The sequence below is a fragment of the Methanoculleus caldifontis genome, from assembly GCF_032842345.1.
GTDB classification, from domain to species: domain Archaea; phylum Halobacteriota; class Methanomicrobia; order Methanomicrobiales; family Methanoculleaceae; genus Methanoculleus; species Methanoculleus caldifontis.
Genome location: NZ_WBKO01000003.1, coordinates 115,777 through 131,363, shown reverse-complemented (window position 1 = coordinate 131,363; position 15,587 = coordinate 115,777). Strand labels below are relative to the sequence as shown.

General features: G+C 62.7%; 12 protein-coding genes. 1 reads left to right on the top strand and 11 read right to left on the bottom strand.

Annotation, left to right across the window (positions count from 1 at the left end; genetic code table 11):
* Positions 1-6: 6 nt before the first annotated feature.
* The 3 genes from F8E02_RS12395 to F8E02_RS12385 form a co-directional block, all read right to left on the bottom strand.
* Positions 7-234 carry a hypothetical protein gene (locus F8E02_RS12395; protein WP_317065914.1) on the bottom strand — a complete coding sequence of 76 codons (228 nt, stop codon included), beginning with the start codon at positions 232-234 and terminating at the stop codon, positions 7-9.
* Positions 235-291: 57 nt separating this feature from the next.
* Positions 292-855 (bottom strand): DUF1269 domain-containing protein, encoded by a 564-nt coding sequence (locus F8E02_RS12390; RefSeq protein ID WP_317065913.1) that lies wholly within the window; start codon positions 853-855, stop codon positions 292-294.
* Between the two features lie 414 nt (positions 856-1,269).
* A complete protein-coding gene (locus tag F8E02_RS12385; protein ID WP_317065912.1) occupies positions 1,270-3,174 on the bottom strand; it encodes a ligand-gated ion channel in 1,905 nt (634 codons plus the stop codon).
* Between the two features lie 298 nt (positions 3,175-3,472).
* Between F8E02_RS12385 and F8E02_RS12380 the strand changes: the two genes are divergently transcribed.
* Positions 3,473-5,821 carry an arylsulfatase gene (locus tag F8E02_RS12380; RefSeq protein WP_317065911.1) on the top strand — a complete coding sequence of 783 codons (2,349 nt, stop codon included), beginning with the start codon at positions 3,473-3,475 and terminating at the stop codon, positions 5,819-5,821.
* Between the two features lie 113 nt (positions 5,822-5,934).
* Here the strand turns inward: F8E02_RS12380 and F8E02_RS12375 are convergent, their stop codons facing one another.
* From F8E02_RS12375 to F8E02_RS12340, 8 genes are all read right to left on the bottom strand, one after another.
* A complete protein-coding gene (locus F8E02_RS12375) occupies positions 5,935-7,254 on the bottom strand; it encodes a cation:proton antiporter (RefSeq protein WP_317065910.1) in 1,320 nt (439 codons plus the stop codon).
* Between the two features lie 87 nt (positions 7,255-7,341).
* Positions 7,342-8,229, bottom strand: coding sequence for a bile acid:sodium symporter family protein (locus F8E02_RS12370; protein WP_317065909.1), 888 nt, complete (start codon positions 8,227-8,229; stop codon positions 7,342-7,344).
* A gap of 200 nt (positions 8,230-8,429) precedes the next feature.
* Complete coding sequence (locus tag F8E02_RS12365) at positions 8,430-8,969, bottom strand: LURP-one-related/scramblase family protein (protein WP_317065908.1); 540 nt, start codon at positions 8,967-8,969, stop codon at positions 8,430-8,432.
* Positions 8,970-9,692: 723 nt separating this feature from the next.
* On the bottom strand, positions 9,693-10,979 hold the full coding sequence (locus F8E02_RS12360; RefSeq protein WP_317065907.1) for an anaerobic sulfatase maturase: 1,287 nt from the start codon (positions 10,977-10,979) through the stop codon (positions 9,693-9,695).
* Between the two features lie 25 nt (positions 10,980-11,004).
* Positions 11,005-11,415 (bottom strand): hypothetical protein, encoded by a 411-nt coding sequence (locus F8E02_RS12355; RefSeq protein ID WP_317065906.1) that lies wholly within the window; start codon positions 11,413-11,415, stop codon positions 11,005-11,007.
* Positions 11,416-11,498: 83 nt separating this feature from the next.
* Positions 11,499-11,915, bottom strand: a complete 417-nt coding sequence (locus F8E02_RS12350) for a hypothetical protein (RefSeq protein ID WP_317065905.1) — start codon at positions 11,913-11,915, stop codon at positions 11,499-11,501.
* A 202-nt stretch (positions 11,916-12,117) separates the two neighbouring features.
* Complete coding sequence (locus F8E02_RS12345) at positions 12,118-12,669, bottom strand: HdeD family acid-resistance protein (RefSeq protein ID WP_317065904.1); 552 nt, start codon at positions 12,667-12,669, stop codon at positions 12,118-12,120.
* A 107-nt stretch (positions 12,670-12,776) separates the two neighbouring features.
* The gene (locus tag F8E02_RS12340; RefSeq protein WP_317065903.1) at positions 12,777-15,530 is read right to left on the bottom strand and encodes an MGH1-like glycoside hydrolase domain-containing protein; all 2,754 of its coding nucleotides are present in this window, start codon (positions 15,528-15,530) and stop codon (positions 12,777-12,779) included.
* Positions 15,531-15,587 lie beyond the last annotated feature (57 nt).

The window sequence follows — 15,587 nt, the reverse complement described above, 5'->3', positions numbered from 1 at the left end:
GAGTATTCATATAATTGCAGGGATGAGGTCCCGGCACACTTCACCGGGGATCGGCGGCGGGCCCTCCGGAGCCTTCTGAGGCGTTCCATTCTTCCTGTAACTGAGCGGTCTTGCTGGCGGTGTCAGGATCATCTCCTGCACCAGATGCGCGTATCCCCGGATAAGCCGGGCGATGGTGCCGTCATCGCCGTGGAAGTACTCATGGAAGAGGATGTGATCCCGCCGGTCAGGCACGTCAGGGATGGAGGATACCCTGATAAAAATTGAGAGCGGGGCCGGCCCGGCGTTCTCTCAGCGTGCCGGTGCCGCCATCGACCTCTTCTGCTCCCCCGATGCCGCAGTCTCGAGCGCTTCATGAAGCGCCGCGCCGGCGAGCACGAGGGCTTCCGGCGTGACCATGCCCTGGGCGATGAGGTGGCCGTTGGCATCGCGGAGCGCCTGCTTGAGTTCCTTCGCCCAGAGGTGCTCGATGAGGAAGATCGCGGCGGCGCTGTCGTTGGGGATGAGATCCGCAATTCTGCGGACATCGTCCTCGGTCATACCGAAGGTCCGCCGGGCGGCCGCCGTGGCGCCGGCCTCCACACCTGCCCGTGCCCCCTCCTCACCGGCGGCGCCAAGGCCGATGAGCGCGCCGACGACGGAGCCGAAACGCTGCCGCTCCTCATCACTGAGCTGTGTGGCCTCCATGCCCTCGACGTTCCCGTTCGCATCCTTCCAGACGAACCGGACGTCGATCAGCCTGACGACACCCGCTTCCATCGCCGACCCGAACGCCTGCCGGATCTGGCCGTGGAAGTCCGGGCTCTTGAATCCGATGACCAGGAGCTGCATCGGCCCATACATAACTTCAGCCATTTTCGATTCCTCCTATGACAGATGCATAGATTGCCTGCCCGCACCCGTGATTGCCCCCGTGCCGGGATACAAATGCAGGCAACTCTGCCTGCGAACGTCTCGTCTCTCTGGAAGTGTGCACACCCGGGGCGGGTCAGAACCAGATGGGCGATAAGATATAAAATTATGTGAATGGAAATCTGGCATCTCCGGATCCCCGGATAAGCACCGTTCCAGCGCCCCCCTATCCGCCCCGGATCAATGCGCCATCCGGTCGATCGCCGCCGTCACGGCAAGGACGGGCTCGTCATCGTACCCCGGCTCCACCTCCACGTCGCAGGCGTCCCTGACCTGGAACCACTTCTTCGAGACCGCGGCCCTGCCGCACGAGGGACATGGCCCGGCCGGGGGCGAAGATCCGCGGCGCCGCTCTCCTCAGAAAAACAATGAGGCAAGAACGAACGCGGCGACGTATGCGGCCGGGTAGAGCCAGACCATCAACCGGTCGATACGTTCCGCAATCTCCTTCTGTCTCTCCGTCGCCAGCCACCTCAGGTAGAGGTTGTAGGCTACCGTGGCGCCGGTGATCACGAAGGTGGCGACCAGGACGGCATCGAGGAATGTCAGATAGCCGAGACGCGGCAGGCTTCCGGCGATGGTGAAGTTGAACGCGATGAAGAGGAGCAGGTTGGCGCTGGCTATCTCGGCACGTTTCCCGTAGTCTTTGAGGAGGAACGTGACGTAGGTCAACAGGATGATGATCAGGATCGGTACCAGGATACGGAGGATGTAGTAGGTCAGGTGGCGGGCCGCCTCGAAGTGGAAGGAGTAGCGGGAGTTCCGGGTCGTGATCTCGACCGTGCTGATGCCGGTGTCGCTCGCGGTGATGTACCACTCCTCCTCCCCGAGCTGGGTGCCTACGGCGGTCTTCTCCGGCCAGGGTTCGTAGACGTACAGCTCTTCGGGATAGAGCGAGTCGATGCGGATGAAGAAGTCCTGGGTATCGAACGGGTAAGCCCTGAAGTTGAAGTCCGGCGCCTGCAGGGTCGTCCAGAAGTGTTCGAAGTAGGTGGCGGTGCCGCTCTGTTGCACCACGATGATCTGGTTCTGCGTCCAGCGCTGCGCCTGCTGGTTGTAGAGCGTGAACTCCGGCCACCGCGAGCCCTCGGCATCGACGAAGTCGCCGATGCTCCGGTAGATCTTGACCCGGCAGTTGCATTCGTCCGGGCTGAACGCCAGGGCGGGGTCGTTCCACTCCATCCAGATGTTGGCCACGGCAGCGAAGTTCTCGCTGACCTGGTCCACATCGGTGATCTGCTCCAGTTCGACGCCGACTTTGACCTGAATGGGCTCCTGCAGGACGGGCCGGCCTCCGGGCGGTTCGTTGCCCGCCAGAACGCCAGGGGCGTTCAAGCCGGTCAGCAGGCGGAAATCTCCTGTCGTGTTGACCCCGTTCAGCGGGCTTGAGAGCACCTCCAGCCGGTTGTTGCTGCTGGCGCCGGAGAAGGTGTACTGGAGCGTGGCGCCCGTCGTCTCCGTTGTAGAAGCCACTGCTGCGAGGGGCTTGCCGCCGTAGTCCCGGAGGATCATCGCCGGGACCAGGTTCCCGGATGCCGCTTCGATGGAGGCGTAGAACGTGTCGTTCGCCTCTACCGGGTCGAGGATGTAGAAGGTCGAGGATCTATTGGCGGAGAGGTTTCCCGTCACCTCCCGGACACCGACGCGCATCCTCGAAGCGGATGTATTCAGGACCGCGACGGCGGCTCCGGTCGGCTCGGCCTGGCCGGTCAGCACCTGCGGCGCGTCGATCCCGACCAGGAGGCGGTAATCCCCGAAGGTCTGCCCGCGTCTTGCCGGAGAACCGATGACGATCAGGCGATAGCCGCCGGCGGCGGGAGCCCGGTACTGCAGGGCGGAATCATACGTGCCGTTCGTATCGTCGTTCCAGGCAAGGAAGTATCTGCCGGCGACCTCCGGGATCACCCCGAGCGCGTCCTGCCCCGCTGCAAGGGAGCGGTTCACGTCGTTTGCGAACTCGGTATGCACCCGGCTCGCGTTGAGATCCGGGCCGGCGACGGCGAGGAACGGGTCCAGGTTTCCTGAGGTCCCCTCCGCATAGGCATACAGGGTCTGGCCCGCCTGCAGGTCAAGATCGTAGACGATTGCCTGGCCGGGCTCGATACGTCCGGTGAGCTCCTGGACTGCGGCATCGTCCCGGGCGGCTACCGTGCCTGCCAGTGCCCCCAGCAGGAGAGCCAGGAAGAGCACCCTCCATACTGTATGGGCCCGAACGCTCCGGTCTCCCCGTCCCCGCACCGGCCAGCCGGCCCCGTCGTACATCAGCTCCGCTCCATCAGCAGTCCAATCCTCTCATCGATGAATTTATGTCGATATTTTTCCGATCTGATCGCAGATTCCGGCGGACTGCAATAATATTGCCAATATATTATATTTTTTGGGGCATGCGGCCCGTCACGGCGAAGACCCCGGGCCGGACCACGGAGATCGAGAGGACGAAGCGCCCGCTCGACGGAGTGGGGCAGGAGCAGGCGCCGGACAGAGAGGTCGGGTCCGGGCATCGAAAGGGATTAATCCATGACGGCACTCTACACGGGCCTCACAGCATGGAGAGTGCAAGATGTCCGAGAGATGGAAGGGCACGGTCAATCTCGATATCCGGGATTCGGTGCCCGACTGGGAACCTTACCTGCAGCCGCAGGCACCGGGGGATGCCCCCAACGTCCTGATGATCGTCTGGGACGACGTCGGCTACGGGGCCATGGACGTATTCGGCGGCCCCATCGAGACACCCACAATGCAGCGCATCGCCGATATGGGCATACGCTACAGCAATTTCCATACCACGGCGCTCTGTTCGCCCACCCGTTCGAGCCTGCTCACCGGGCGCAACGCAACCAGCAACAACATGGCCTGCATCACCGAGGCGTCCGCCGGTTTTCCGGGGCTTTCCGCCCGCATCCCGTTTGAGAACGGGTTTATCTCGGAGGTGTTGAACGATCGGGGCTGGAACACCTACGCCATCGGCAAGTGGCACCTGACGCCGGGGGAGGAGACCGACATGTCCTCGTGGAAGGGACGCTGGCCGCTCGGCCGGGGATTCGAGCGCTACTACGGGTTTCTCGGCGGGGAGACCAACCAGTGGTACCCTGATCTCACCTACGACAACCACCACCTGGATCAGCCCTACAGCCCGGACGAAGGCTACCATTTCTCCAGGGATATCGCCGACAGAGGGATCGAGTTCGTCCGCGACTCGAAGATGATCGCCCCCGAAAAGCCCTGGTTCATGTACTTCTGCCCCGGGTGCGGCCACGCCCCGCACCATGTCTTCAAGGAGTGGGCCGACCGCTACAAGGGCCGGTTCGATGAGGGATATGAGAAGATCCGTGAGCGGATCCTCAGGAACCAGAAGAAGATGGGACTGTTGCCGGAGGATACCAGCCTCTCGCCCATCAACCCCCACGGCGAGCCGGCAACGACCGGACCGGACGGCCAGCCCTGGCCTCCTATCGACTTCGTGCCTCCCTGGGACTCGCTGAACGAGGACGAAAAGAGACTTTTTATCCGCATGGCAGAGGTGTTTGCCGGCTTTGTCACCTACACCGATGCCCAGATCGGGCGGATCCTCGACTATCTCGAAGAGTCAGGGCAGCTCGAAAATACCATCATCGTCGTTGTATCCGACAATGGCTCCAGCGCCGAGGGCGGTCCCAGCGGTTCCTTCAACGAACACAAGTTCTTCAACAACATCCCCGATACGGTCGAGGCGAACCTGCCGCACATCGACGAACTCGGCGGCCCCGGATCGTACAACCACTACTGTACCGGATGGGCGTGGGCCTTCGACACCCCGTTCCCCTACTGGAAGCGGTTTGCCGGGTACGAGGGCGGGATCGCGGATATGTGCCTGATCGCGTGGCCACGCGGCATCAGTGCCCGCGGAGAGGTGCGCCATCAGTATGTCCACGCCGTGGACATCGTCCCGACGCTCTACGACCTGCTGGGAATCGAGCCGCCGAAGGTGCTGAAGGGCTACACCCAGAGCCCGCTTGAGGGGGAGAGTTTCAGGGCCAGCTTTACTGAGCCCGATGCGCCGGGACGGGAGACCCAGTTCTACGCGATGCTCGGCCAGAGAGCGGTCTACCATAAGGGCTGGCTGGCAAACACCATCCACCCGCCTCTCTCGGGCTGGGGCAACTACGGACACGACGTCTGGGAGCTCTACGACCTGAAGGAGGACCGGGCCCAGGTGCAGAACATTGCAGACGAAAACAGGGACATGCTCGAGCTCCTCAAGGGACTCTGGTTCTACTACGCGGGCATCTACAACGGCATGCCGCTCGATGACCGTAGCGCGCTGGAACTCATCTCGACTCCGCGCCCTCAACCCTCCCGGCCGAGGAACCGCTACGTCTACTACCCGGGGACTGCCGAGGTTCCCGAGTCGGTAGCCGTCAATATCAGGAGACGATCGTATACAATCGCGGCCGGCGCCGTTATCGACGGACCGGAGGCGCAAGGCGTGCTCTTCGCCCACGGGGGTGTCGGCGGCGGTCACAGCCTCTACATCGCAGACGGGCGGCTTCACTATGTCTACAACTGGCTCGGGGATGCGATCCAGAAGATCTCCTCGAGCAGCATCGTGCCCACCGGCCGTCATGCCTTCACTGCGGAATTCGCCATGGATGGGGAGGACACGGAGACAAAGAGTGCTCTGGGCACCCTCACCCTGTACGTCGACATGGAGAAGGTGGGAGAGGGACGGATCAGGACCCAGCCCGGATTCTTCACTCTCACCGGCGACGGTCTCTGCGTTGGCCGGGATAGCGGATCGCCGGTATCGCCGGACTACTCCGCACCCTTCGCCTTTACGGGCGGGACCATCGACCGGGTGGTGATCGATGTCAGCGGCGAGCATTATGTCGACCACGAGAAGGAGGTGGCCGCCTGGATCATGCGGGATTAACACCCCCGCTCCCGCCCTCACGGGGAGAGTACGGCCGGGGGCGGATCTTTTTCGAACGGGTCGCAGGAAGGAGGGATCATCCGCCCCGATCTCTCCTCCTGGCACCTGGATGGCTACAACGGCGGATTCCTCCCCCTATAGCCATCCGATGCACGGCCGGTCGTGGACATGCCGCCTCGTGTGGGCAGTTCCTCTCCTCCTTTCCGTTCCGGTGCGTCCGGGTGCAGTGCTGCCAGGCGCCGGGCATACCAGCGGATCGCCGGGTTTGCGGTAATCCCGTGGGCAAAGACACTGGCCAGGACGGTCGTGATCACGATCAGGCTTATCGTCTGCATGCCGGCAATGCCGCCCGCTTCATCGACGGCGATGAGCAGAAGGACGATCGAGGCGAGTCCCCGCGGGCCGAACCACCCCAGGAAAAGGACGGAATCGCGCCCCAGGTGTGCCCCGATAAGCGAGATCGCCACGGGAACCATGCGGATGACGGTCAGGCTCAGCACCGCGTAGAGGATGACGGTCCAGTCGATACTCCCGATCAGCCCTCCCGCAATGAGACCGAAGATGAAGAATACCGCAAGATTCAGGATATCCGCTTCGGCCTCCGCGAAACTGACCTCTTCTTCCCGGACCCGTTTGAACGCCGCAGCCGTAGCAAGGCCTCCGATGAAAGCAGCGATAAAGCCGCTTCCCCCTACGGCATCGGCCACGAGCCAGGCGATGATAGCAAGTGCCAGAATGTCTATCCGCCAGTAGATTCCGGATATCCACCCGCGGGATAAGGACCATCTCCCCAGCCACCCGCCTGCGAATCCGATGGCGAGGCCGACGATCACCCCGAGCCCGATCTGTTCGACGACCAGAGAGAGCAGGAGAGAGAGCGGGGCCACCTCCGCTTCGGCCTCCGTCAGGGCGAGAAAGAGGAAGAAGAAGGGGATGGCACCGCCGTCGTTCAGCCCGCTCTCGACGTTCAGGGCCTGCCGGACCCGGACCGGAACCCCTGGATTATTCACGATCGCCTGGCCGAGTCCGGCGTCGGTCGGCGCCAGGATCGCGCCGATGAGACCCGCTTCGGCAAGGGTCAGATCCGTGAAGAGGAGAGCCGCAAGAGCGACTCCTGCACCGATGGTGAGGGGGAGTCCGAAGAGGAGCAGACGGCCGGGGAGCTGCCGGTTCTCGCCGAGCGAGCGGATATCGATCCGGGCGGCATCGGTGAACAGGGTGATGACCAGCGCCACCTCGGCCAAAAGGAGGACAAAACTGCTCGTCGCGGGAATACCAAGCAGATCGATACCGGCCGGGCCGAGCAGAATCCCGATGGCGACAAAGAAGATCTGGGCCGTCAGCACGGTCCCCGATATCCGGCGGGAGAGCAGGCTGAAGGCGAAGAGAAGTCCTGCAAAAACAACGACAAATACGGCAGGTTCGACGATCATCGAGCGGACTCCCGCGGAACATGCCCCACCGGGTACTCTGCTGCTCGCACTCCTGCTCCCATCCCACGGTTGAGCCTTCTTCTGGCCTCACTCTGTCTCCGGAGATGCTCCGGTCGTGGATCCGGCGTGTCTTCCCATCTCCACGCCGGTGATCATCAACAGTATGAGACCGACCAACGCTACGACGAGGATCATGACCATCACGTCGGGGTCGGTGAAGTTGAGGGCGGCAATCGCCAGCGCCGCCGAGATATTTCGCTGTGCCGTCCCGACACCGAGCACCCGTTTTGTGTCGCCGCCCGGGCCGCCGAGGAGGTAGCCGATGACAAACGAGACTAAAATGAAGACGATCGTTGCGAGGACCGCCGTGGTGCCGACGACGCCCCCGATGTCTTCGAAGTAGACGACGAAGAACGCCACGATCAGCGTGAGCATCGAGAGATTCGCTGCCTGGTTCATCAGGGGGAGAAGCCCTCTGGCAACCTCCTCGTATCGCGCCCTGACGAAGAGGGCGATCGCAAGCGGTATGAGCATCAGCAGGATGAGCGATCGGGCGATCGCCCAGGGATCGATGACCACGCCGGTCAGCATCAGCGGCAGGACGAGCGGCATGTATACGATCGTCACCACCATCAGGAGCACCATCAGCCCCATGGCAAAAGCCATGTTCCCCTTCGCCGCATGCGCGAGTTTCGGCAGGAAGGGCGCTCCTGCGGCGGTCCCGATGACGAACAGGCCGATTGAGAGCCCTTCGGAGAGCGGGAAGACGAACAGGAGGGCGAGAGCGAGCAGCGGCACCAGGATAAAATTCGCCACGAGGGAGAGGATCACCAGCCGCAGGTTCTTGAGAGATTCGATGATCTCGCGCACGGTAAGGGAGAATCCCATGCCGATCATGCTCGAGAGCACGAAGATCACTACCGCGAGAACGCCGATCGTCTCGAGGAATACCGTGAACGATACGGTTTCGAACATATCATTACCCCATTCCGAGCGGAGGCGGTTCAGAACCAAAATATTTGGTCGAGTATAAAAAAGTGCTCATATTATCGTATGACCCGGATGTTTACCAATTCCTGGCAGTTTCTCCCCATTCGGGTTGTCCGTGACCTCCGGTACTCCCGCCCCGGCGAACCCGTCAGTCGTCCATCGCCCCTTTCTTCTCTCTTTATGGCCTAATCGTGCGCCATCTGGTCGATCGCCGCAGTAATGGCAAGGACGAGCGCGTCGTCGTGGCCCGGCTCCACCTCCACGCCGTAGGTATCCCGGATCCGGAACCACTTCTTCGAGACTTCGGCAACCCGCTCCCGCCGCCCGGCCTCGATATGGTACTCGTGGTCGAGGATGTTCCCCTGCACCTCCCAGTCCTCGCCACCGGGGATGCTGACCGTCCAGCGGTCACGGAGCGGCGCGATCAGCGCCTTCTTGATCGTCGCCGCCGTGCCGCCTGCGCCCTTCTCGATCTCCATGGTGTCCTTGATCCGGAGCATCCGCTCCTGGATCTTGTAGAGGTCCTGCCCTTCCTTGCTCTGGATCACCAGGGTGTTCCTCACCCGGAGCGCTTTCCCGTCCACCTTGAACGCCCGCTCTCCCGCCGCGTCCTCGATCCAATAGTCGTCCCCGATGGAGACGAGTTTCTCTTTCATCTTGTACCGGTGCGTGCCGCCGGCCTCTTCGCGCCCGCGAAGGCCCCCTTCCGCTCTTCTTCGCATCATGGATATCACCCTCTGGCTGCCGTCGCCCCCACGCCCCTGTTCCGGCTCACGGGGCCCGGGTCGCTACAGGCCCGGTGACCGAGCGGGTGAGATACGTAGGGCGAACAGCTGCCGGCGCCGATTATATTGTGGTGTAATTATAATTGTCGGTAGAGAATAAATCTCCCCGGAATTATCGTGGCGAAGCCGGCAAACCGCACAGGAACAGCGCAAAACTGCCCGGAGAACGGCGCCATGTGGGATCAGTACTCCGCTAAAATGTTTGAGACGGTCCTCAGGAGGCCAAACCCTCGAATTCTCTCGAAGCCTGATGGCCTCTCACGCTCCGGTCCTGAGGGAACCCTCGCGCTCTGAACCGTCGCACCCTACGGGGGAGGCGTCCTTCGCGACTTCGCGGCTTCGCGTGAGGCTCTATCACCACAGTGCTGAAAACTCACGCGAAGCCGCGAAGAACGCGAAGTACGAGCGTAAACGAGCTTGAGCACCGCCAGGGGCGAAGTGTGATACTTCGTAGAACCGGGGCGTGAGAAGCCCTCAGGCTTCGAAAGACGACGCTCCTACGGAGCGGAGTTGGAGCATCGGAGATGCGAGTCCCGTGTCCGGGTACTGCTAACTCCGTTTTAAGTCGTCACGCGAGGCTGCACCGTTCGATGTCGGATGTCTGAATTAGTAAAGTACTGAGGATGCCGACACCCATGAGCAGGAGACGACGGAGATGTCATCTTACCGCCCTCTGACGCCATCACCGTTCCGGGGCGCCGTCGGCCTCCCGCAACATTTTTTGTACTTCAGCCCGCTGCCGCAGGGGCAGGGCTCGTTCCGGCCCACCTTTGCCGCGAGCATCGGCATCACCTCGTCGGCGTACCTCCCCTGCCGGAGCAGGCCGGCCATCATCCGCATCGGCCGGTCGGCGTGGGCGAAGAAGGTCCGATACCCCTCGCAGAGGTAGTTCAGTCCCGCCTCGCCGTCCGGCGTCTCGACGAACCGGTTCTTTTGGCACTCCCCGTTGCAGACGGCGAGGAAGTTGCATTCCCGGCAGTACCGGGGGAGCGTATCGCGCTTGGCCGCCCCGAACCGCCGCTGTTTTTCGGAGTTCACGAGCTCGCCCAGCGGTGTCGTGAGGATATTGCCGAGGAGGTGGTCCGGTTCGACGAAGTGGTCGCAGGAGTAGAGGTCGCCGTTATGCTCGAGCGCCACCCCCAGGCCGCAGGTCGGGGCGAAGACGCAGACCGTCCCCACCATCCCGAACCATCCCGCAAGCGCCCAGTCGAAGTTCAGGAGAAATGTCCGGCCGACGTCTCTTCGGATCCACTCATCGAAGATCCCGGTCAGGAACCGCCCCCACTGGTCCGGCCGGACGGATCGGTCGGTGACCGTCTTCCCCTCGTTCGCCCGTTCCACGATGGGGATGAACTGGATATATCGCGCATCGAGTTCGTCGCGGAAGAACCGGTACACCTCCAGGGGGTAATCGGCGTTCATGCTGTTGACCGCACAGAGGATGTTGAATTCGACCCGGTGCTTCTGGAGCAGACGGGCGGCTTTGATGACCCGGTCAAACGTGCCCCGGCCCTGCCGGTCTCTCCGGTAGACATCATGGAGTTCGCGGGGGCCGTCCATGGAGAGGCCGACGAGGAAGCGGTTGTCGTGGAAGAACCGGCACCAGTCGTCATCGAGGAGGATGCCGTTTGTCTGGAAGGTGTTCTCTATACGGGTTTTGGGCCCTGCATACTTCTTCTGCACCGCCACTGCCCGCCGGAAGAAATCCAGTCCCATCAGGGTCGGCTCTCCCCCCTGCCAGGCGATCGTCACATGGGGGACGCGATGCCCCGCGAGGGTCTGGCGGATGTACTCCTCCATCACCGTATCGGTCATCCGGAAGTCGCTCTCCGGGTACAGCCCTTCCTTCGTTCTGTAGAAGCAGTAGGCACAGTCGAGGTTGCACCGTGTCCCGGTCGGTTTCGCCATGACATGGAAGGCGGGGAGCGCCCTCTCGTTGGATCCGTTCATCGGTCGACCCCGGTCCTCGCTACGCTCACCACCCCGTGCAGTTCAGGTCTGCGGAGAGGCTCTGCTGCTCATCCCGGAGAGCCTGGATCTGCGGACGGATCGTCTCGACGGCCCCGACGACGTTCATATCGTCGGGAAGGTCCTGCACGGCCCGGTCAAGGTCGCCGTACGCCGCATCGAGCCCGTCGATCCGGACGCCGGGGACCTGGACCGCGGAGTTCCTGACGTTCTCCATGGCGGACCAGACCTGGTCCCGTGCGTTCCGGATATCCTGCACCGAGGAGAGAGTGCCGGTATCCTCCAGCGTATCGAGCGCATCTCCGAGCCCGTCAAGGTCCAGGCAGAGCTGGGCCCCCATCTCCCGCTGGACGCATCCGGCACCAAGACCGGCAAGGACGAGGGCCAGAACGATGAACAGCGCGCCTGTTCTCTTCATGCTTCCTCCCGGGCAGAACGACTGCCCGGGGCCGGATGATATGTGGAGTTATATATAATTACTCCAATTTGTTGCGGCCCTCACTACGCCGTGCAGTTCAGGTCTGCGTAAAGGTTCTGCTGTTCCTCCCGGACGGCCTGGATCTGCGGCCGGATGGCCTGGATGGCTCCAACGACGGTCGCATCGTCGGGGAGGTCCTCTACGGCCCGGTCGAGGTCTTCGTAGGCAGCGTTGAGCTCATCGACCCGGACATCGGCGAGCTCTCCTGCGGACTCCCTGACATCCTCCATAGCAGACCGGACCTGGTCCCGCCCATCCCGGAGGTCTCCGACAGAAGTCCTCAGGCTGGTGTTCTCCATGCTCTCAAGCGCTGCCCTGAGTTCTGCGAGATCCTGGCAGAGCTGTGCCTCCGCCTCCTCCTCCGAAGGCTGGACGCATCCGGCACCGGCGCAGGCCAGGATGAGGAACAGCGCAACGAACAATACCCCAATTTTCTTCATACCTATCTCCCGGGCAGGATGACTGCCCGGAGCCGGATAATAACGCGACTTATATAAAATTATCCCAATTGATTGCAGCGAACCGGGTGTCACGCAATAGCGCTCCCGGTGAGGGCGGCAGCAGGATACACTTCATTACGGGCAAAGGGGAGGGGAGGTCGTGCCCAAAGACCGGGGTCGCCGGTCAGGCCCCTCTCTCCGGTCACCCCGGCAGCCGGAACGAAACGACGATGGCCGCGATGCCGCCGACGATGGCGAGCCCCGCGAGGAGCAGCACCAGGCCGACAGCGGCGACGAGCGGGTTTGCGATCAGGACCAGGCCGAAGATGATGCTCAGGATGCCGAGGATCCCCGTCCCCCACCCGCTGCCGGAGAAGCCCTGCACCATGTAGACCGCCCCGATGATCAGCCCCTCCACGCCGATGATGATGGCAAGGACGGTCGGGATGAGGACGGCGCTGTAGAGGGGATAGGTGAGCACGAGGATCCCTGCAAGGACGCCGAGGATACCGACCAGGAGTTTCCAGCCCCGGCCGGTGCTATCCGTAAACAGGCCGATGAGCGCGACGATACCGTTGAAGAACCAGTACAGGCCGAGGAACGTGACGAGGAGCGTCAGCGTCTGGACGGGGTAGATGAAGAAGAGAACGCCGAAGATGACCGCGATAACGCCGAGCAGCAGCACGAGCCAGCGTGACGGAGCCATAGCAGCGCCGGACTCATAGGTGCCGGCACCAAACTGCGTGTCAACCATAACAACACCACGCGGAGGGCTCGCTATCACCATATATAGGTATCTGCCCCCGGCCACCCGGCCAGGTCCGGCGGAGCACCGCTCGCTTCACCGGACCGGTGCACCTGTTATCGGGCAGCAGGCCCCTCTACCGGCCGGGGAGGAGAACCCTCTTTCCTGTAGGTGAGCCTCCGCGCTTCCTCTCCCAGCACCTGTTCGGGGGTCATATACCCGAAGATCTGGATGATCCGGGCAACGAGCCCCGTCCACCCGGTCTGGTGGCTGGCGCCGACTCCTGCCCCGTTATCCCCGTGGAAGTACTCGTAAAAGAGGAGGTAGTCGCGCCAGTGGGGGTCGTCCTGGAACTTTTGGGCGTAGCCGAAGACCGGGCGGCGGCCGCTCTCATCGCGGAGGAAGACCCGGGTCAGGCGGCGTCCAATCTCCTCGCTCACCTGGTAGAGGTTCATCCGGTTCCCCGACCCCGTCGGGCATTCTACCGTGAAATCGTCTCCGTAGTACGCATAGAGGTTTAACAGCGCCCGGATCAGCATGATGTTCATCGGGAACCATATCGGCCCCCGCCAGTTGGAGTTCCCGCCGAACATGCTCGAGTCGGAATCCGCCGGCAGGTACTGCACCCTGTGCTCCTGCCCGTCCTGGTAGAAGATATAGGGGTCGTGCAGGTGTGCACGGGAGAGGGACCGGATCCCGTAGTCGCTCAGGAACTCGTTCTCGTCCAGCATTCGCGAAAGAACTCTTCGCAGCCTCTCCTCGGTGAGCAGCGAAAGGTGGAGCCGCCCTCCGGCGCCGGGCCGGCCGATGTTGGAGACGGTGGAAGCCATACGCGTATGGTACCGGTTGAACCATCGGGCCCGCTCTATGAACTCCGGCATCTGCTCTATCATCTCTCTGGTGAAGACCGTGCTGGCAGCGAGAGGCAGCAGCCCCACCAGGGACCGCACCTTAAGGCGCGTTGCGCTGCCGTCGGGCAGGCGGAGGAGGTCGTAGTAGAAACCGTCCTCCTCGTCCCACATCCCCTCCTGGTGCTCTCCGATATTGTTCATCGCCGAGGCGATCCAGACGAAATGCTCGTAGAATTTGGTCGCCATCTCCTGGTAGACCGGGTCGTGGACAGCGAGTTCGGCGGCAATATCCAGCATCGTCTGGGCAAAGAGAGCCATCCACGCCGTCCCGTCGGCCTGCTCCAGGTATCCCCCCGTAGGCAGGGGTGCGCTGCGGTCGAAAACCCCGATGTTATCGAGGCCCAGGAACCCGCCCTCGAAGATGTTCTGGCCGGTGCGGTCCTTGCGGTTCACCCACCAGGTGAAGTTCATCAGGAGTTTCTGGAAGATCCGTCCCAGGAACTGCACGTCCCCCGCACCCAGGAGTTCCTTCTCCGTGCGGTAGATGAAGAGGGCGGCCCAGGCGTGCACGGGAGGGTTGACGTCGCTGAAATTCCACTCGTAGGCCGGGATCTGGCCGTTCGGGTGCAGGTAACGCTCGCGCAGCATCAGGTCGAGCTGGTTCTTGGCAAACTCCGGGTCCACCATGGCAAGGGCAACGGTATGGAACGCCAGGTCCCATGCCGCATACCAGGGATACTCCCACTTGTCGGGCATGGAGATGATGTCGGCGTTCACCATATGGAACCATGAATTGTTCCTGAGGGAGGGCCGCTGGCCGGGATCGTGCCCGTCCAGCCAGCGGTCGACCTCATAGAGGTAGTACTGCTTCGTCCAGAGCATCCCGGCAAGCGCCTGGCGCATCACGTTCGCCGCATCGGGGCCGACCGACGGAGGGGTGATGTTCTCGTAGAATGCGTCCGCCTCCTGCGTTCGCTCTGCGAGCACGCTCTCAAAGGGGTTCCCGAAGAGAGGGCTCTCCCCGGAGGGCGGGGCCTGGTTCAGCCGCAGCCGTATCCTCTGCGTTTCCCCCGGACCGAGGGTTAACCGGTAATGCGCGGAAGCTTTGGTCCCGGAACCCTCCGGGTTCACGGCATCGGCGCGCCCCTCGACGATGCAGTCATTGATACCGTCCTTCACGAACGGCGAGGCGTTCGGGGTGCCGAAGAGGCGCTCCGTGTTGGTCTCGTTCCCGGTGAAGAGCAGGTCGGGGGCGCCCTCGCAGGAGAGGTAGCGCTTTCCGAGGTCAGGGTGATCGGCCGCGATCACGCCGGTCCCCGGAGGGCCCTCCGTCTTCTGGAGGGTTGGCCTCTCCGCACCGCCTCCCTGCCACCAGGTGTTGCGGAACCAGAGGGTGGGCAGCACGTGGAGGGATGCCTCCTCCGGGCCGCGGTTATGGACGGTGATCTGCACAAGAATATCCTCCGGGGACGCCTTCGCGTACTCCACGAAGACATCGAAGTAGCGGTCGTCGGCAAAGATGCCGGTGTCGAGGAGCTCGTACTCCAGGTCGTACCGGTTGCGCTGCCGGTTCGTCTCTACAAGATCGTTATAGGGGAATGCGGCCTGCGGATACCTGTAGAGGTACTTCATGTAGGAGTGCGTCGGGGTGTTGTCGAGGTAGTAGTAATACTCCTTCACGTCCTCGCCGTGGTTCCCTTCAGCGTTCGTAAGCCCGAAAAGCCGTTCTTTGAGGATGGGATCGGCGCCGTTCCAGAGGGCAAGCGCAAAACAGAGGCGCTGGGAGTCGTCGGAGATGCCGGCAATCCCGTCTTCCCCCCACCGGTAGGCGCGGGACCGTGCCTGATCGTGCGTGAAGTAGGCCCAGGAATCGCCGTCCCCCCCATAGTCCTCCCTCACCGTTCCCCATTGCCGTTCGCTCAGGTAGGGTCCCCACCTGCGCCAGGGGACGCCGCTGTTACGGATCTCAAGCAGCCGCTGCCCCTCAGGCACATTGGGCACAAACGTCACAGGTGTCATGCGTGAGCCAGACCATCCGCCATATAATATATTTTTCGACGAATAAAATTTCGAGTT

What these genes read in the sequence shown, in the direction of transcription:
- F8E02_RS12365 (WP_317065908.1), bottom strand. Translation starts at nt 8,969, where the DNA reads ATGATGCGAAGAAGAGCGGAAGGGGGCCTTCGCGGGCGCGAAGAGGCC.
- F8E02_RS12385 (WP_317065912.1), bottom strand. Translation starts at nt 3,174, where the DNA reads ATGTACGACGGGGCCGGCTGGCCGGTGCGGGGACGGGGAGACCGGAGC.
- F8E02_RS12375 (WP_317065910.1), bottom strand. Translation starts at nt 7,254, where the DNA reads ATGATCGTCGAACCTGCCGTATTTGTCGTTGTTTTTGCAGGACTTCTC.
- F8E02_RS12370 (WP_317065909.1), bottom strand. Translation starts at nt 8,229, where the DNA reads ATGTTCGAAACCGTATCGTTCACGGTATTCCTCGAGACGATCGGCGTT.
- F8E02_RS12340 (WP_317065903.1), bottom strand. Translation starts at nt 15,530, where the DNA reads ATGACACCTGTGACGTTTGTGCCCAATGTGCCTGAGGGGCAGCGGCTG.
- F8E02_RS12345 (WP_317065904.1), bottom strand. Translation starts at nt 12,669, where the DNA reads ATGGTTGACACGCAGTTTGGTGCCGGCACCTATGAGTCCGGCGCTGCT.
- F8E02_RS12355 (WP_317065906.1), bottom strand. Translation starts at nt 11,415, where the DNA reads ATGAAGAGAACAGGCGCGCTGTTCATCGTTCTGGCCCTCGTCCTTGCC.
- F8E02_RS12380 (WP_317065911.1), top strand. Translation starts at nt 3,473, where the DNA reads ATGTCCGAGAGATGGAAGGGCACGGTCAATCTCGATATCCGGGATTCG.
- F8E02_RS12350 (WP_317065905.1), bottom strand. Translation starts at nt 11,915, where the DNA reads ATGAAGAAAATTGGGGTATTGTTCGTTGCGCTGTTCCTCATCCTGGCC.
- F8E02_RS12390 (WP_317065913.1), bottom strand. Translation starts at nt 855, where the DNA reads ATGGCTGAAGTTATGTATGGGCCGATGCAGCTCCTGGTCATCGGATTC.
- F8E02_RS12360 (WP_317065907.1), bottom strand. Translation starts at nt 10,979, where the DNA reads ATGAACGGATCCAACGAGAGGGCGCTCCCCGCCTTCCATGTCATGGCG.